Source organism: Vreelandella salicampi, assembly GCF_013415105.1.
GTDB lineage: Bacteria > Pseudomonadota > Gammaproteobacteria > Pseudomonadales > Halomonadaceae > Vreelandella > Vreelandella salicampi.
In genome coordinates, this window is the sequence record NZ_JACCDF010000001.1 from 103,299 (window position 1) to 120,001 (window position 16,703).

Below are 16,703 nucleotides of genomic sequence, written 5' to 3' on the forward strand. Positions count from 1 at the left end.
GCCCGCACAAGCCAATATATGGTACCTTTTGAGACTATTTACGTTCACCGCGCAGGCTGATGCCCGCGCACTTTTCATTTTAGAGGATTTTCGATCATGGCGCTTGAAGAGACCCATGTGCGTAGAGCCGCCCATTTAGCCCGGCTTGCCATTAGCGATGACCAAGCCAGCCGCTTTGTCGATGACTTAAGCCAAATATTGGACATGGTCGATCAGCTTCAGCGTATCGATACCGACGGTGTTGCGCCTCTTGCACACCCGCTTGACGCCACGCAGCGTTTACGCGCCGATGAAGTCACTGAAACCAATCAGCGCGACACGTTCCAACGCTGCGCCCCGGTGGTTGAAGACGGCCTCTACTTAGTGCCTCGTGTCGTCGAATAAAAAGTGGCTAAACAAACCTGCCCACATTTCGTCTTTTGACTTTTCAATCATCACCCGAACGGAGCTTCCGGGTCATGCATGACAAAACGCTAACGCAACTCGCCGCCGCGCTACAAAAAAGCGAGCTCTCTAGCCGAGAGTTAACGGCTCATTATCTTCAGCGCATTGAAAAGGCTGACGCAACGCTCAATAGCTTTATCAGCGTGACCACCGAGCAAGCGTTGACCCAAGCCGATGCGGCCGACCAGGCGCGCGCCAGAGGGAAAACCAACTTACTAAACGGGATTCCCCTAGCCCTGAAAGATATTTTCTGCACTCAAGGAATAAAAACCAGCTGCGGCTCCAAAATGCTGGATAACTTCGTCGCCCCTTATAACGCCACCGTGGTGGAGAAGCTCAACGAAGCTGGCGGTATTACGTTGGGTAAAACCAACATGGACGAGTTCGCGATGGGCTCTTCCAACGAAAATAGCCACTATGGTCCGGTGAAAAACCCCTGGGATCTCAGCGCAGTTCCCGGTGGTAGCTCGGGTGGCAGTGCCGCTGCCGTTGCTGCGGGCTTAACGCCTGCCGCATTCGGTACCGACACCGGCGGCTCAATCCGCCAACCGGCCTCTTTTTGCGGCATTACGGGGCTAAAACCAACGTATGGGCGTGTCTCGCGCTACGGTATTATCGCCTATGCCTCTAGCCTTGACCAGGCCGGCCCCATGGCACGCACCGCCGAAGATTGTGCCCACCTGCTCAATGTGATTGCCGGCCATGATGCGCGCGACTCCACCAGTGTGGCGCGTGTGGTCCCAGATTACGCGGAAGCGCTCAATGCGCCGCTTTCAGGCCTCAAAATCGGTCTGCCCGTCGAATATTTCGGCGATGGTCTTGACCCTGACGTAGAAAAAGCCGTCCGCGAAGCGGTCAAAGTATACGAATCACTAGGCGCGAGCGTACGCGAAGTGAGCCTGCCGCATACCCACTACGCGATTCCGGCCTACTACGTTATTGCCCCCGCAGAGGCTTCCTCGAATCTTTCGCGCTATGACGGTGTACGCTTTGGCCACCGCTGCGAAAACCCGGAAGACTTGATTGATCTGTACAAGCGTTCGCGTGACGAAGGCTTTGGCAACGAGGTCAAGCGCCGCATTTTGATCGGCACCCACACGCTTTCCGAGGGCTTTTTTGATGCCTACTACAAGAAAGCGCAGCAGGTGCGCCGCTTGATTCGTCAGGATTTCCTTAACGCCTTTAAAGACGTGGACGTGCTCATGGGCCCCGCCTCGCCAACAACTGCCTTTGAGCTCGGCGCCAAGAAGGACCCGGTCTCGATGTACCTGCAGGATATTTACACCATCGCGGTGAACCTTGCGGGTATCCCCGGTATCAGCGTCCCCGCTGGCTTTGTCGGCAACCGCCCGGTAGGCCTTCAGATTCTCGGCACCCACTTCGCCGAGGCGCAGCTTTTAAACGTGGCGCACCAGTTCCAGCAAGCCACCGATTGGCACCAAAAACGCCCCGCTTTCGCTGAGGAGACCGCTTAATGCAATGGGAAACCGTGATCGGGCTGGAAGTCCACGTTCAGCTTGCCACCAAATCGAAAATTTTCTCCGGCGCCTCCACCGCCTTTGGCGCCGAGCCCAACAGCCAAGCCTGCGCCGTTGACCTGGGTATGCCCGGCGTACTGCCCGTTTTGAACGAGCAAGCGGTGGCCATGGCCGTGCAGTTTGGCCTAGCGGTGCATGCCGAAATCCCAGAGGTATCGGTATTCGACCGTAAAAACTATTTCTACCCCGACCTGCCCAAAGGCTACCAGACCAGCCAGATGTATCACCCGATTGTCGGGCCGGGCGAAGTAGAAATCACCTTGGATGACGACACCGTCAAACACGTGCGCATTCACCACGCGCATTTAGAAGAGGATGCGGGTAAATCACTGCACGAAGACTATCACGGCATGACCGGCATCGATTTAAACCGCGCCGGCACACCGCTTTTAGAGATCGTTTCCGAGCCGGATATGCGCTCAGCCAAGGAGGCCGCGGCTTACCTCAAAGCCATCCACTCAATAGTGACCTATCTAGGCATTTCCGACGGCAATATGGCCGAAGGCTCCATGCGCTGTGACGTCAACGTTTCGGTGCGCCCCGTTGGCCAGGCGGAGTACGGTACCCGCGCCGAGATCAAAAACGTCAACTCTTTCCGCTTTGTCGAGCGTGCGATTGCCTTTGAAGTCGAGCGTCAGATCGAGCTGATCGAAGACGGCAGCAACGTCGTCCAAGAAACGCGACTTTTCGACCCTGAGCGCGATGAAACCCGCAGCATGCGCACCAAAGAAGAAGCTAACGACTACCGCTACTTCCCCTGCCCGGATTTACTCCCGGTGGTGCTCGACCAAGCCTACGTCGACCATCTGCGTGAGGCACTGCCGGAGCTGCCCGCCGATAAGCGCGAGCGCTTCCAGTCCGAACTGGGCCTTTCCGCGTACGACGCCAACGTGCTATCCGCTAGCCGCTCAATGGCCGAGTTCTTTGAAGAAGTCAAAGATGTCTGTGGCGATGCCAAGCAGGCAGCCAACTGGGTACAGGGCGAGTTCTCCGGCGCCCTAAACCGTGAAAACCTCAGCATCGAACAGAGCCCAATCAATGCCCGCCAGCTCGGCGAGCTCATTAGCCGCGTCATGGACGAAACCATCAACGGCAAGGCCGCCAAGGAAGTGTTCCAAGCACTGTGGAACAACCAGGGCAAAAGCGCGGATGAAGTGATCGAGGCCAAAGGCTTAAAACAGGTGACCGACACCGGCGCCATTGAAGCGATGATCGATGAGGTCATTGCTGATAGCCCCGCGCAGGTCGCGCAATACTGCGACGCCGAGCCCGAAAAACGCGGCAAGATGATCGGCTACTTCGTTGGCCAAGTGATGAAAGCCTCCCGCGGCACCGCCAACCCGCAGCAGGTCAATAAGCTACTGAAAGAGAAACTCGACGCTAAGCTCTAATGCGCTTTAGCGTTACCTCCCCCCGCTGCGTTTCATGAGCGGGGGGTTGCCTTCTCCTTCCACATCCGTTTAACCCTCACCCCACCACCTGCCGGGGTTCAGTAAAGCGGGTCAACCGCGCACACCCAGCGGCCCAGACATCGGCTTCCAACTCCGCGATGGCAGCAGTGGGAAAGCCGATACCGCGGTCCATGCGGCCTTCTACCAAAAGCCCGGCAAGTGCCGCCACGAGCGGCATATGGCTAACGAGCAAGATGTCACCTTCTTGCTCTACCAGCCAATCGCACACGGCCTGGGGTGAATCCTCCGGGGTAATGCTAGGGTAAGTTTCCACACTAGCGCCAAGCGCTTTGGCCACGGTGTTGGCGGTTTGCTGGGCGCGCGTAAAGGGGCTCGCGACCACCTTTAGCGCCCCTAGCTGGCCACGGCTTTGGCGACTGGCAAGCCAGCTCGCCATGGTAATAGCTTCCTGCTCGCCTTGTGGGGTTAGGCGCCGTGCGCTATCGGGCGAGCCTGGGCTTGCCTCACCGTGGCGCATAATGAACAAGCTATTGGCCATGCCAGCCTCCGGTTTCGCGGTGGGCTTGCTGTACGGCTTCGCGTGGCAGCACAAACTCCACGTCGCTGCTTTGCTCTCCCATCATCAGCATGCGCGCCATGTCTTTTGCCGGCACACCGTCAAAGAGCACGTGGTAAAGTCCTTCGGCCAGTGGCATATAAACGCCAATGTCAGCGGCCTTGGCGCACACCAGCTTCACCGTGTTCACGCCTTCAGCGACTTGGCCAAGGGCATCGACGGCCTCTTCCAGCGTGCGCCCTTCGCCCATGGCGAAGCCGACGCGGTAATTACGGGAAAGATTCGATGAGCAGGTAACGATCAAATCACCCACCCCCGCCAGGCCAAGAAACGTCATCGGGTTGGCGCCATGGGCAACGGCGAAGCGGCTCATTTCCGCCAAAGCACGGGTCATCAGCATGCTGCGGGTGTTTTCGCCCATGCCTAACGCGGCGGCCATACCGGCCGCGATGGCGTAAATATTTTTCAGCGCACCGCCAAGCTCGACGCCGTGGCGGTCGTCACTGGCATACACGCGAAAATAGCGACAGCCCAGGGCCTGCTGCACGCGGGTACGGGTGAGCGCATCGGCACTTGCCACCACCGTCGCAGTAAGCTGCTTATCGGCTATTTCCGAGGCTAGGTTAGGCCCGGCAATCACGCCAATATGTGTGAAACCGGTCTCTTGCGCCAGTACATCGCTCATCAGCATAAAGCTATCCTGCTCAATGCCCTTGGTGGTACTCACCAGTATCTGCTCTGAAGTGAGCCATGGCTTAGCTGCCTGAACTACGCTGCGAAACGCTTTAGAAGGGATGGCAATGAGTACTAACTCCGCCTCTTGCAGCACCTCAGCCATGTCGGTGGAGGCCTGTACCACCGGGTTAATGGCATAGTTCGGCAGGTAGCGACCGTTACGGTGCTCGTGGTTGATCTGTTCGACCAGCACCTCATCACGCATCCACTGGCGCACTTTTGCGCCGTTATCTGCCGCAATACTTGCTAGCGCCGTCCCAAAGCTGCCGCCACCCAGCACCGCCACTTTTATCTGTTGTTCTGCCATAAAAATGCCCTGACTCAAGCCGTGTATTGGTGTGTGTTGCTATTTCATTGACGGCTACTGTACCAAAACAAACGGCCCGCCAGGACAACCTGACGGGCCGGATTGGAAAGCCAATACGCTTATGCCGTCAAAACACTATTGAGGCGCTTGACGTATGCCGCTGGGTCATCAAGGTGCCCGCCTTCGGCGATAATCGCTTGATCCAACAAGATATGGGCGAGCTCATTAAAGGAATCGCCGTCTGCACTCTCTAAGCGTGATACCAGCGCGTGCTCGGGGTTAAGCTCTAAAATCGGCTTCACTTCGGGGAGCGGCTGGCCGGCGGCCTCCATGATACGGCGCATCTGAAAGCCCATCTCGTGTTCAGGAAGCACGACGCACGCAGGTGAATCGGTCAAGCGATGCGTCACCTTCACTTCTTGCACGCCATCACCGAGCGCCTCTTGTACACGCTTAACGAGGTCTTCTTTCGCTTTAGCGGTCTCTTCTTGGGCTTTCTTTTCCTCTTCATCTTCCACATCGCCCAGGTCAAGCTCGCCCTTGGCGACATCAGCAAATGCCTTGCCGTCGAACTCGGTAAGGTGGCTCATCAACCACTCATCGACACGGTCATTGAGCAGCAGCACTTCGATGCCTTTCTTGCGGAAGATTTCCAGATGTGGGCTGTTTTTCGCCGCGTTAAAGCTTTCGGCGACAATGTAGTAAATCTTCTGCTGACCCTCTTTCATGCGCTCGACATACTCAGCCAGCGACTGATCTTGGGTCGTGCTGTCAGTGTGGGTCGTCGAGAAGCGCAGAAGCCCGGCGATTTTCTCGCGGTTAGCAACGTCTTCGCCCGAGCCTTCTTTCAGCACACTGCCAAAGTTGTTCCAGAAGGTCTGGTACTGCTCGTTGTCCTTGGCGAGCTTTTTGAGCATATCCAGCGCGCGCTTGGTGAGCGCGGACTTGATCTTGTCGACTTTCGGGTCCTGCTGCAAAATCTCGCGCGAGACGTTAAGCGACAGATCACGCGTGTCTAGCACACCCTTAATAAAGCGCAGGTAAAGCGGCAGGAATTGTTCCGCGTCATCCATGATGAAAACGCGCTGAACGTAGAGTTTTACCCCGCGCGACCCGTCGCGCTCATAAAGGTCAAACGGCGCCCGGCTGGGCACATAAAGAAGGCTCGTATACTCCAGCTTGCCTTCTACCTTGTTGTGGCTCCATGTCAGCGGGTCGGTGAAATCGTGGGCGACGTGCTTGTAGAACGCCTTATACTCGTCGTCGGAAATCTCGCTTTTGGGGCGCACCCACAGCGCTGTCGCTTCGTTGACGGTCTCCCAGGTCGTGACTTCGCTACCTTCGATCTCGTTGCCCTCGTCATCCTTAGCGGTTTCAGTCTTGGGCATGCGTACCGGCACTTCGATGTGATCAGAGTACTTGCGCACGAGGTTTTGCAGACGGAAATCGTCGGCAAACTCTTTGGCATCCTCTTTGAGGTGCAAAACGATTTCTGTACCGTGCTTGTCACGCTCGATATCGGCGACGGTAAACTCGCCTTCGCCTTTAGAATGCCACTCTACGGCAGCATCAGCGGCGGTGCCTGCCTTGCGGGTGCGTACCGTGACTTCGTCGGCGACGATAAAGCCAGAATAAAAGCCCACGCCGAACTGGCCGATTAGCTTGGCGTCTTTTTGCTGCTCGCCGGAGAGCTGATTAAGAAACTCTGCCGTGCCACTGCGCGCAATCGTCCCTAGGTTGGCGATCACATCGTCGCGATCCATGCCGATACCGTTGTCGCGTACCGTCACCGTGCCCGCTTCCGTATCGTGCTCGATCTCAATGCGCAGCTCGCTGTCGCCTTCATACAGCGCATCATTATCAAGGGCGGCATAGCGCAGCTTGTCGCAGGCATCCGCACCGTTAGAGATCAGCTCGCGCAGAAAGATTTCCCGGTTGGAGTACAACGAGTTGATCATCAAATTAAGAAGCTGCTTCACTTCCGTTTGAAAACCTAGCGTTTCTTCGTGGGTCGCGGTGGTCATTCTCTTAGCCCTCAACGATCAAATGGAGTGTTAAATGGGTGTTTTCACATGCGACGCGTGAAAGCTGGGCCTCACGCGCCGCTAAATGGGTTAAGTGAAAACCAATATGGGGCTAAGTCAGCGCTTTTCAAGCGGCAGAGGGCGGTGTGTCTTGCTTGTCTTTATTCTGTTTCCACAAACGGTACGCTTCCAGCTGCCCATCAACACGATTAAGCAACCAGCCGACAATCATGACGTCATCGAGAACTCCCACTAGAACAAGAAAATCCGGGATGAGATCAAACGGCATAATCAGGTAGCCTAGTGCCAATGCCATCAGCCCAAACGCACGCCAAGGGACAGGGCGAAAGTCCCCACGAATCACATCGCGCGTCATAGGCATAAACCACTTCAATGCGCGGATGACACGTTTTAAAACCCAGCCACGAGATTTTATTCGACGCACTAGCCACCAGCTTGATAATGGGTTCATAGTCTCTCTTTACGCTCTGTCATTTACGGATGAGAAACGCTGCGGCTATTTTCGTTCAGTCTGATTATCTATTCGCCATGTTGAGGTCACTTTAATGCGCAGCTCACGTTTAGTTTCTCTGTTCACGCTTGATCGCTGGGTACTGCGGGCAACCACGGTGCTAAGCATTGTGGCCTTAAGCGCGCCCGCCAGCGCTATTGCACTCTCTGATGACGATATGCGCAAGGCCCTCGCCAATGCCCGCGATCAGCGCTGGGAGCGTATTGACCTTGAAGCGGTCGACGAGCATATCTTAAGCGGCTACATCCACTACCACCGCCTACGCGGGCAACTTCCCGAGGTATCCCCCAAACGCGTTAACGCCTATATCGACACCCACCGCGATTCCCCCTTAAGCGAGTGGCTCCGCGGCCAAGCAATTTCCCAGTACGGAGAGGCCGAACAGTGGGCTGATCTGCGTGCCGTTGCAGACGGCGAACCCAGCGGCAGCGAACGTCAGTGTTACTACTACACCGCGCTTTTGGAAACCAACCCCGCGCGCGCTTCTGAGGGTGGCCAAGCGCTATGGCAGGTTGGCCATTCACAGCCCAGCGCCTGTGACACGCTTTTCAACCGGCTACGTGCTAGCGGCGATATTGACGCCACCGCCATTTGGGAGCGCAAGATGCTCGCTTGGCAGGCTGGCGAGACGCGCTTAAAAGTGTATCTGGGCGGCTTACTCGATGGTGACTGGCACACAGCCAAAGAAACCGTAAGCGATGTGAATGATGCCGAGGCGCTGCGCGAAGCGCCAGCCTGTCTTGGCCCCCGCTGCGCCGCCACACCCAGTTTTTACCGCGCGGCCATGTGGCGTTTCACTCGCGACGACACCGCTTCCGCCTTTGAGACGTGGCGCGAGATTGCCCCAGCGCTTACGTTGCCCTATGACGTACAGCACGCCATAGAAGAAGAGCTTGCGTTTTACGCCCTGGTAAGAGAAATACCCGACTCACTAGCGTGGGTCGACCGCCAGCTTGCCCAGCTTGATAGCGAGCGCGTTCTCGAGCTGCGGGTACGCCGGGCGCTAGGCCAGCACCAATGGGCTGATGCACTGCACTGGATTGCCGCCATGCAGAGCGAGCAGCAAACTTCCAGCCGTTGGCAGTACTGGCTTGCCCGTGCCAACGAGCAGCTCAATAACCATGACGCAGCACAAGCGCATTATCAAAACGCCGCGAGCGACCGCAGCTTTTACGGTTTTGCCGCCGCCGAGCGCATAGGTCAGCCATTTAGCTTGAATTTAGCGCAGCACCGTTTTGATAACGCGTCGCGCGAAAACGTGGCAGCTATTCCTGCCATCAAGCGCGCCGAGGCGCTAATGCGTATCGGTGAAAAAGGCTTAGCTTATAGCGAGTGGCTACACACCGTACGCAATGCCACGCGTGAGCAGGCTCTTGCCCTCGCAGACTATGCCGACCATCAGCAGTGGCACGCGCTGCTCGTGCAAACGACTATCGCCGGGGGCCTATGGGATGCCCTTGAGTGGCGTTTCCCCCAAGCTTATGCGGATCAGTTCTTACACTGGGGGCGTTTAAGTGGCGTCGATCCCTACTTATTGATGGCGATTGCGCGCCGCGAGAGCGCGTATAACCCCCAAGCACTATCCCCGTCTGGCGCACGAGGGCTAATGCAGCTGATGCCTGGTACTGCGGCGCAAGTCAGTCGAGAAATTGGGCTCTCCGACCCTGGCCCGTATGGCGTGTTAGACCCCGAGCTCAATATTCGCCTGGGCAGCACTTACTTGCGCGACAAACTTAAGCGTTATGGCGGAAACCGTTTGGCCGCTACCGCTGCCTACAACGCGGGGCCGAGCCGTGTCGACCGGTGGCTCGAAGAGCAAGGTGTGGAAGCCTTTGACCTTTTTGTCGAACGCATTCCTTATCGCGAAACCCGCGATTACGTTCAGGCCGTTCTAGCCTATCGGGTGATTTTTGCCGCGCTCGCAAAAGACGGCGATACCACGCAAATTTCGCTACTCAACCCGGCTGAGCAACACGTGCGTTACGACGATTCACTGTTAGCTAAACACTAGGCGTTTTCACGACAGCGCCTAAGTCGGGCGCTGCTCCAGCGCCAATTTGATGCCAAACAGTACCAACACGCCGCCTGTGAGCCCATTAAGCCACTGGGCAAAGCGCGCACTGGCAAGCCACTTACTCGCCCCGCCGACCATTATCACCACGCTGATTTGCCACAGGTTGGCGATCACAAAGTGAATACTGGCAAGCCACAACGATTTAAGCAGTGCCGGGTCGCTTGGGGCGATAAATTGCGGCAAAAACGCCATATAAAAGATAACCGTTTTCGGGTTGAGCACATTGGAGAGCAGCCCCTCTTTCATGGGCTGCCACCGAGGCACCGGCGAGCTTGAGTGCAGCATGCCCTCTACCGGCAACCTCTGCCCGCTCCTCGCCGCCGCCAGGCTTTTGATGCCTAACCAAATCAAATAGGCCGCCCCCAGCAGTTTGAGCACATGGAACGCCCATGCGGATTGCAGCAGAATGAGCGAAATGCCCAGCGCTGAAATCGTGGCATGAACAAACAGCCCACAACAGATGGCTACGCTTGTTGCTACACCGTCCGCCACGCCACCGCGAGCCGTATTGCGAATCACCAGTAACGTATCCACACCGGGGCTTAATGAAAGCAGCGTAATTGCGATCAAAAAAGGCCAAAACTGGCTATCGATAAAGCCCCACTCGACCATCTTGCTACCCCACTTGGTTGACGGTTGGATGATATTTTTGCTGCTGCCAACATACCGCTTTCGATTGATGAAAGCAGCTTTCTCCTAACGCAAAATTCATGTACTCAGCGCTGGACGTCTGTTTTTTTTGCATCTACATTGAAGGTAGCGAGCAGGCAAACGCATTGCTCGCATTACTATCAAGCAAGTAAGGAACTCGATAATGGCAACTGGCACAGTTAAGTGGTTTAACGACACGAAAGGTTACGGCTTCATCTCACCCGATGACGGCGGTGACGATCTGTTTGCCCACTTTTCCGAAATTCAGGCTGAAGGCTTTAAGTCTTTACAAGATGGCCAAAAAGTGACGTTTGAAGTCACCCAAGGCAAAAAAGGCCTTCAGGCCTCTAATATCCGCCCTGAATAAGCACGGATATTAATCCTCCGTAGGATTTGCAGAATAAAAAATCTGCGTCTGTGGAAGAAAAAGTGCTCAGGCCCGCATTCGCGGGCCTGTTTACGTTTAAATTTACCTTCAGGCTTTTTAACTTCACCCCATTTATGGCGACTCGCGTTCGGCAGAGGCCTTTCCGCTTTCAGCCGTGGTATCAGTGCTACTTTCTTCCATCGCCTCTTGGGTTGCTGGGCTTTCCTCTTCTAACTTTTGAAACTGCTCATCTAAGCGCTGCTGCGCCTCTTCAAAACGACGTTCGGTTTCTTCGATCATAGCCTGAACGTCATCTTCGCCTAATTCGCCCTCCTGCTGGGTGGAGTCAGGAAGACTGCTGTCTGGTAGGTCCATCTCGGCATCCCAATCCGCGGAGACATCCTCCTCCAGCTCATCGAGATCTAATTCTTCAGGGTTCAGTGCCTCCGTTTGGTTTTCGACTTCTTTGAACTGCTCGTCTAAGCGCTGCTGCGCCTCGTCAAAACGGCGCTCGGTCTCAGCAATGACGTCATCCACGTCTGAAGATGTGACCTCACCTGGTAGCCCACCTTCTTCCTCTAGCGCTTCTGAAGGATCAGCGGATAGCGTATCTTCATCTGCCTGGACATCTTCAGCAGCCGTTGCTTCCGCCTCTTCGCTAACCTCGTTTTCTTGTTCCGCTTGTGACGACTGCTCAACTTGCGTCGGCTGCTCGGAAGACTCTTCAGGCGCTTCGTTATTCGGCGTCGCGGCGCTGTCTTGCTCCGCTGTCTCACTTACGGTGACGTCATCTTCCGGGGCAGAATCTGCCACTTCTTCACTCTCTCCACACGCACTTAGCAGCAGTGCCGCTGCCATGAGCGTGGGGATCCAAAACCGGTTTGCCATTGCTCTTGTCTCCTTCCGCATTAGGTCACGCGATGTTCCCGCGTCACAATATTTGCCTGCATTATGTTCAAGCGCTCTCTTTACCCTCTGGATTTTGTGAAACCAGTAGCGGTGAATCCGCGGGCATCGCTACCGTGATAGCCAGGGGCTCTACTTCCGCACTAAATGCTTTAAAGTGGCGAGGTTCGCCATCAAGCGTGACTGGCCAAGCAGGCCCCCCCGAACGCGTCGTCACGCGCATTTTGGTGGTGGTAAAATAGCGCACAAACTGTCCTTCCCGTGGGAACTGACGCAGCTCTTCCAACAGCTGAGAAAGCACTTTGATGGAGGAAAAATCCTTCACTAACAATACATCGATGTAGCCATCATTGAGCGTCGCCTTAGGGGCTAACACTTGCCCTCCGCCAGCTTGACGCGCATTGCCTAACGCTAACAGCAATAACGATGTCTGCTCATCGCCTTCCCCCCAATCCAAGGTGCCGTGATAGCTATAATGACGCCAGGCTTTCAACGCGCCCATCACCGAGTAAGCGCCACCGCCAAACAAGCGCTTCAACCGTTTCGGTGTTGAAGAGGTAATTTCAGCGCCGAATCCACCTGTGGTCATATTGATATAGTACTGATCAGCGTACTGCTCATCGCCCTGCGGATTTTCTACTGTGGCGCTAACGCGGACCACATCGACGACCTGCCCATCCCACTTGCACACCGCTTTCAGTGCGGCTTCAGGCTCCAATGGCACGCCAATGGAGGTGGCAAAGTCATTGGCGCTACCCAGCGGCACAATACCCAGCACCGGTCGTTTAGCCTTGGGCAGCCGCATCAACCCGTTAACCACCTCATTGACTGTTCCGTCGCCGCCACCAGCGATAACATGCGTAAAGCCATCAATAGCAGCACGTTCGGCAAAATCGGCGGCGTCACCCGCCTCCCAGGTGACAAATACCGTCAGCGCCATGCCAGCATCACGCTGCTTGGTCACGGCGTCTCTTAACGCGGGCTCGCCCGAGGATTTGCCATTCACGACGAGACAATAACGCGGTGCTGCATCACTCACCTTAAGCTTCCTTAGTAGGGATCGAGATCGATATTACCTGCTCGTCGCTAGCCGCCTATGCGAGCGCCTTTTCCACCACTTCATAAACATTTGACGACAACGGCTGCGCTTTGATTCGTTCTAGCTGCTCGTGCATTAACGCCTGGCGTGTTTCATCAAAGCGCTGCCAGCGAGTCAGCGGTGTAATCAAGCGAGCGGCAATTTCCGGGTTTAAGCGGTTAAGCTCAATGACCACGTCTGCCAATAGCGCGTAACCGGCACCATCCAGACGATGAAAATTAATGCGATTTTGTGCAAATGACCCGATCAAGGCGCGCACCTTGTTAGGGTTCTTGAGCGAGAAGGCAGGGTGCTGCATCAGGTGCTTCACCCGCTCCAGCGCATCCTCTTGGGGGCGCGTGACCTGAATGGTAAACCACTGATCCATCACCAGCGGGTCGTGCGACCACTTTTCACCAAATGCTTTCAGCGCTGGCGAAGCGAGATCATCACGGTCGCTATGGACCAGCAAGGTCAAAGCGTGGCGCACGTCGGTCATGTTATGCTCGGCCTCAAACTGCGTTTGGCAGAACGTAATCGCTTGCTCATCCTCAATCGACATGAGATATGACAACGCCACGTTTTTAAGGCTGCGCTGGCCGATCTGCTCAGGCGTTGGCGCGTAACGTTCATTTGACTGATTCGCCTCATAAACGGCGATAAACTCATCGCGTAGCGCCATGGCAAGCGATTGCCGCACAAACTCCCGGGCGGCATGAATGGCATCGATATCCACCAGCGGCTGCTGCTCAGCGATATAGGCCTCAGTGGGCAGCGCCAACATCTCAGCAAGCACCGCTTTGTCATCGGTAGGAGTGGCGAGCAGCGCGCGATAGGCGTCGGTCACGCGGCTATCCATCACTTTTTCCACACCGTTACGGTGGGCCGCAATCAAATCATCCAAAGCAAGCATCGCCAATCGCTGACCAGCATCCCAACGGTTGAACCCGTCGCTATCATGGGTCAACAAAAAGGCCAAATCTTCCCGCGAGTACGGGAAGTGCATCTTAACCGGCGCGGAGAAGTGGCGCAGTAGCGACGGCACTGGCGCCTCTGCAACCTCAGTAAAGACAAAGGTCTGCTCATCTTCGCGCAGATGCACGACGGTATCTTTACCTTGCTTTTCGCCGTCAAGCGTCAGTGTTAAATCTTGGCCCGATTTAGTGCCGACAAGCCCCATGCGCACCGGTATATGCAGCGATTCTTTATCCGTTTGGCCTGGCGTCGCAGGCGTGCGCTGACGCAATGTTAAGTGATATTCCGCATGGGCGTAATCGTACTCGCCTTGGGCGTCGATTTCCGGCGTACCGGCCTGTTCATACCAGCGCATAAACTGGCCAAGGTCCACACCCGAGACCTCTTCCATACAGATAACGAAGTCTTCAATAGTCACCGCCTGACCGTCAAAGCGCGAGAAATAGAGGTCGCTACCGCGGCGAAAAGCCTCCCAACCAACCAGATTGCGAAGCATCCGCACGATCTCGGCGCCCTTTTCGTAGACCGTAAGCGTGTAGAAGTTGGTGATCTCGATGTAATGATCCGGCCTTACCGGGTGCGCGGTGGGGCCGGCGTCTTCGGCGAACTGCGCGGTACGAAAGAACGACACGTCTTGGATACGCTTGACCGGCGCCGAGTTGGTATCCGCGGTGAAACACTGATCGCGAAAGACCGTAAAGCCCTCTTTTAATGAGAGCTGGAACCAGTCGCGGCAGGTCACGCGATTACCCGACCAGTTGTGAAAGTACTCGTGCGCAACGATGCCTTCTACCTGCTGAAAAGCCGCATCGGTGGCGGTATCCGGATGAGTCAAAACTGCCGCCGAGTTAAAAATGTTGAGCCCCTTATTTTCCATCGCGCCCATGTTGAAGTCGTTTACGGCGACGATCATGAAAAGGTCCAGGTCATACTCGCGACCGTACGTCTCTTCATCCCATGTCATTGCGCGCTTGAGGGACGCCATGGCGTGATCGGTCTTGGCTACGTTTTCCGCTTCCACCCATAGCTGCAGCGTCACCTTACGGCCGTTCATGGTAGTGAAGTGATCCTCAATTTTCTTTAAATCACCAGCCACCAGGGCAAAGAGATAGCAGGGTTTAGGGTGCGGGTCTTCCCAGGTAACAAAGTGACGGTTGCCTTCCAGTTCGCCCTGCTCTACCGGGTTGCCATTGGCCAACAGCACCGGTTCGCGGGTTTTATCGCCGATCACCGTGACGCGAAATGTCGCCATGACATCGGGGCGATCCGGATAGTAGGTGATGCGGCGAAACCCTTCCGCCTCACACTGAGTGCAGTACATGCCGCTAGATTGGTACAGCCCTTCTAACGCCGTATTGGCTTCAGGTGCGAGCGTGACGTCGCTCTCCAAGGTAAACGCTGAAGGAGGGTTATAGATGGTCAGGCCTTGCCCATCAACGCGATAGGCGCTCTCATCCAGCGTTTTACCGTCAATAGCAAGTGACGTGAGCGTCAGCTGTTCGCCGTTAAGGAAAAGCGGCGTGGCGGCGTCAACGTCCGGGTGACGCTCAAGGGATAAACGCGCTTTAACACGCGTTTGGGCGGGGTCAAGATCAAACGTCAGCTCGGTATGGGTAACCCAATAGGCGGGCGGCTGGTAGTCACTAAGATAAACCGGCTGGGGGGCGGACATGATGCATGACTCCTTGTTAGAGACAACGATTAGATATAAGCGTGAAATAGTGGCGCGACATAGGCCAATGGCGCAATCGCGCAATCGCGCAATCGCGCAATCGCGCAAGAGACGCGTTAATCGCGAAAATTATCAAACTGCAGCGGCAAATCGGGCCCTTCTTCACTTCTCAGTAGCGCCATGATGCCTTGCAGATCGTCACGTTTTTTACCCGTCACGCGGACTTTTTCACCTTGAATTTGCGCTTGTACCTTGGCTTTGCTCGCTTTGATGCGCTTAACGACATCTTTCGCTTCCGCTGCATCTAGCCCTTGCTTAAGCGTCACCGTTTGACGTGCTTTGACACCGGAAAGCTCCGGCTCTTTGACATTCATGCATCGTGCATCAATACCGCGGGCAATCAAGCGGTTGCGAAGAACATCGAGCATCTGCTTAAGCTGGAAATCGACTTCGGCTTCAAGGTGGACGCTATCGCCCTCAAGACGAAAGCTGGCATCAACACCTTTGAAATCGAAACGCGACTGGATCTCGCGGTTAGCTTGGTCAACCGCATTGGTGGCTTCGTGTTGATCGAACTCGGACACAATATCAAACGAGGGCATATGACAATTCCTGGATAAAGATAGCCCACCATTCTAGAGCAGCTACCCGCTTACCTGCCAATCTTCTCATTCACCGTCTTGATAATGAAAACAGTTTTATTGGACAAATATTTTATAAATAAGGCGTAGAGAAGAAAATTTTCTATACAAAACCTATCTTGCAGGATGCATTTCCATCGTACCCTGATGCATACTAGCTGCCAATTTTCACATCCAGGAGTCAAACATATGAGTGATCGCGATTCGCGCCATAAAGCGTCAATGCAAAAACTCAAAACCCGCGTCGATGAAAAAGTCGCCAGCGCCACCGAGCAGCGCGGGTTGCTACTCATTAATACCGGCAATGGGAAAGGCAAAACCACTGCTGCTTGGGGGACCGTTACGCGCGCGCTAGGTTATGACTACAAGGTGGGCGTAGTGCAGTTCATTAAAGGCTTGTGGGAGTGTGGTGAACGTAATCGCCTAGAAGACGATGCCAATCTTCAGGTCGCGATCATGGCAACGGGCTTTACCTGGGATACACAAAATCGCGAAGAAGACACCCGCGCTTGCCAAGAGGTTTGGCAAGAGGCCGCCCGCATGCTGTCAGACCCCAACGTTTATCTCGTGGTACTCGATGAGATCACCTACATGCTGAAGTTTGGCTATTTGGATATTGAGACAGTCAAGCAAGCACTAGAGAACCGCCCACACGAGCAGACAGTCATCATTACCGGGCGTAACGCCCACCGGGACCTGGTGGCGATGGCCGATACCGTGACGGAAATGCAGGAAGTGCGCCATGCCTTTAATAACGGGATTCAGGCACGGCGCGGTATCGACTATTGAGG

The 16,703-nt window shown here is 55.4% G+C and carries 15 protein-coding genes; 6 read left to right on the plus strand and 9 right to left on the minus strand.

Annotated elements, in window-relative coordinates; all coding sequences use genetic code 11:
* The first annotated feature begins 96 nt into the window (after nt 1-96).
* The 3 genes from gatC (at nt 97) to gatB (ending at nt 3,373) form a co-directional block, all read left to right on the plus strand.
* Nucleotides 97-384, plus strand: a complete 288-nt coding sequence (gene gatC / locus HZS81_RS00525; protein WP_179928604.1) for an Asp-tRNA(Asn)/Glu-tRNA(Gln) amidotransferase subunit GatC — start codon at nt 97-99, stop codon at nt 382-384.
* 74 nt (nt 385-458) lie between these two features.
* Nucleotides 459-1,919 carry an Asp-tRNA(Asn)/Glu-tRNA(Gln) amidotransferase subunit GatA gene (gatA, locus tag HZS81_RS00530; protein WP_179928605.1) on the plus strand — a complete coding sequence of 487 codons (1,461 nt, stop codon included), beginning with the start codon at nt 459-461 and terminating at the stop codon, nt 1,917-1,919.
* Nucleotides 1,919-3,373 (plus strand): Asp-tRNA(Asn)/Glu-tRNA(Gln) amidotransferase subunit GatB, encoded by a 1,455-nt coding sequence (gene gatB, locus HZS81_RS00535; protein ID WP_179928606.1) that lies wholly within the window; start codon nt 1,919-1,921, stop codon nt 3,371-3,373. The genes gatA and gatB overlap by 1 nt, the downstream gene beginning before the upstream one ends.
* A 76-nt stretch (nt 3,374-3,449) precedes the next feature.
* On the opposite strand, the gene sixA is transcribed toward gatB, so the two are convergent.
* From sixA to HZS81_RS00555, 4 genes are all read right to left on the minus strand, one after another.
* A complete protein-coding gene (gene sixA, locus HZS81_RS00540; protein ID WP_179928607.1) occupies nt 3,450-3,932 on the minus strand; it encodes a phosphohistidine phosphatase SixA in 483 nt (160 codons plus the stop codon).
* Nucleotides 3,922-4,992 (minus strand): NAD(P)H-dependent glycerol-3-phosphate dehydrogenase, encoded by a 1,071-nt coding sequence (locus HZS81_RS00545; protein ID WP_179928608.1) that lies wholly within the window; start codon nt 4,990-4,992, stop codon nt 3,922-3,924. The genes sixA and HZS81_RS00545 overlap by 11 nt, the downstream gene beginning before the upstream one ends.
* 119 nt (nt 4,993-5,111) lie before the next feature.
* Nucleotides 5,112-7,016 carry a molecular chaperone HtpG gene (gene htpG, locus HZS81_RS00550; RefSeq protein ID WP_179928609.1) on the minus strand — a complete coding sequence of 635 codons (1,905 nt, stop codon included), beginning with the start codon at nt 7,014-7,016 and terminating at the stop codon, nt 5,112-5,114.
* Between the two features lie 127 nt (nt 7,017-7,143).
* Nucleotides 7,144-7,398, minus strand: a complete 255-nt coding sequence (locus HZS81_RS00555; protein WP_338401798.1) for a YkvA family protein — start codon at nt 7,396-7,398, stop codon at nt 7,144-7,146.
* A 184-nt stretch (nt 7,399-7,582) separates the two neighbouring features.
* On the opposite strand from HZS81_RS00555, the gene HZS81_RS00560 reads away from it, so the two are divergent.
* Nucleotides 7,583-9,559 carry a transglycosylase SLT domain-containing protein gene (locus HZS81_RS00560; protein ID WP_179928611.1) on the plus strand — a complete coding sequence of 659 codons (1,977 nt, stop codon included), beginning with the start codon at nt 7,583-7,585 and terminating at the stop codon, nt 9,557-9,559.
* An 18-nt stretch (nt 9,560-9,577) separates the two neighbouring features.
* On the opposite strand, the gene HZS81_RS00565 is transcribed toward HZS81_RS00560, so the two are convergent.
* Nucleotides 9,578-10,234, minus strand: coding sequence for a LysE family translocator (locus HZS81_RS00565; protein WP_179928612.1), 657 nt, complete (start codon nt 10,232-10,234; stop codon nt 9,578-9,580).
* A 202-nt stretch (nt 10,235-10,436) separates the two neighbouring features.
* Between HZS81_RS00565 and HZS81_RS00570 the strand changes: the two genes are divergently transcribed.
* A complete protein-coding gene (locus HZS81_RS00570; protein WP_179928613.1) occupies nt 10,437-10,640 on the plus strand; it encodes a cold-shock protein in 204 nt (67 codons plus the stop codon).
* A gap of 132 nt (nt 10,641-10,772) precedes the next feature.
* On the opposite strand, the gene HZS81_RS00575 is transcribed toward HZS81_RS00570, so the two are convergent.
* The 4 genes from HZS81_RS00575 to HZS81_RS00590 form a co-directional block, all read right to left on the minus strand.
* The gene (locus HZS81_RS00575) at nt 10,773-11,528 is read right to left on the minus strand and encodes a hypothetical protein (RefSeq protein WP_179928614.1); all 756 of its coding nucleotides are present in this window, start codon (nt 11,526-11,528) and stop codon (nt 10,773-10,775) included.
* 67 nt (nt 11,529-11,595) lie between these two features.
* Complete coding sequence (gene yegS, locus HZS81_RS00580; protein WP_179928615.1) at nt 11,596-12,585, minus strand: lipid kinase YegS; 990 nt, start codon at nt 12,583-12,585, stop codon at nt 11,596-11,598.
* A gap of 55 nt (nt 12,586-12,640) precedes the next feature.
* Nucleotides 12,641-15,271, minus strand: coding sequence for an aminopeptidase N (gene pepN, locus HZS81_RS00585; protein WP_179928616.1), 2,631 nt, complete (start codon nt 15,269-15,271; stop codon nt 12,641-12,643).
* A gap of 116 nt (nt 15,272-15,387) precedes the next feature.
* Complete coding sequence (locus HZS81_RS00590) at nt 15,388-15,873, minus strand: YajQ family cyclic di-GMP-binding protein (protein ID WP_179928617.1); 486 nt, start codon at nt 15,871-15,873, stop codon at nt 15,388-15,390.
* Nucleotides 15,874-16,101: 228 nt separating this feature from the next.
* Between HZS81_RS00590 and cobO the strand changes: the two genes are divergently transcribed.
* A complete protein-coding gene (gene cobO, locus HZS81_RS00595) occupies nt 16,102-16,701 on the plus strand; it encodes a cob(I)yrinic acid a,c-diamide adenosyltransferase (protein WP_179928618.1) in 600 nt (199 codons plus the stop codon).
* Nucleotides 16,702-16,703: the final 2 nt, after the last annotated feature.

Coding starts and splice junctions, on each gene's coding strand:
- HZS81_RS00545 (WP_179928608.1), bottom strand. CDS start 4,992: ATGGCAGAACAACAGATAAAAGTGGCGGTGCTGGGTGGCGGCAGCTTT.
- sixA (WP_179928607.1), bottom strand. CDS start 3,932: ATGGCCAATAGCTTGTTCATTATGCGCCACGGTGAGGCAAGCCCAGGC.
- HZS81_RS00560 (WP_179928611.1), top strand. CDS start 7,583: ATGCGCAGCTCACGTTTAGTTTCTCTGTTCACGCTTGATCGCTGGGTA.
- htpG (WP_179928609.1), bottom strand. CDS start 7,016: ATGACCACCGCGACCCACGAAGAAACGCTAGGTTTTCAAACGGAAGTG.
- HZS81_RS00570 (WP_179928613.1), top strand. CDS start 10,437: ATGGCAACTGGCACAGTTAAGTGGTTTAACGACACGAAAGGTTACGGC.
- gatB (WP_179928606.1), top strand. CDS start 1,919: ATGCAATGGGAAACCGTGATCGGGCTGGAAGTCCACGTTCAGCTTGCC.
- cobO (WP_179928618.1), top strand. CDS start 16,102: ATGAGTGATCGCGATTCGCGCCATAAAGCGTCAATGCAAAAACTCAAA.
- HZS81_RS00565 (WP_179928612.1), bottom strand. CDS start 10,234: ATGGTCGAGTGGGGCTTTATCGATAGCCAGTTTTGGCCTTTTTTGATC.
- gatA (WP_179928605.1), top strand. CDS start 459: ATGCATGACAAAACGCTAACGCAACTCGCCGCCGCGCTACAAAAAAGC.
- HZS81_RS00590 (WP_179928617.1), bottom strand. CDS start 15,873: ATGCCCTCGTTTGATATTGTGTCCGAGTTCGATCAACACGAAGCCACC.
- HZS81_RS00555 (WP_338401798.1), bottom strand. CDS start 7,398: ATGCCTATGACGCGCGATGTGATTCGTGGGGACTTTCGCCCTGTCCCT.
- pepN (WP_179928616.1), bottom strand. CDS start 15,271: ATGTCCGCCCCCCAGCCGGTTTATCTTAGTGACTACCAGCCGCCCGCC.
- HZS81_RS00575 (WP_179928614.1), bottom strand. CDS start 11,528: ATGGCAAACCGGTTTTGGATCCCCACGCTCATGGCAGCGGCACTGCTG.
- gatC (WP_179928604.1), top strand. CDS start 97: ATGGCGCTTGAAGAGACCCATGTGCGTAGAGCCGCCCATTTAGCCCGG.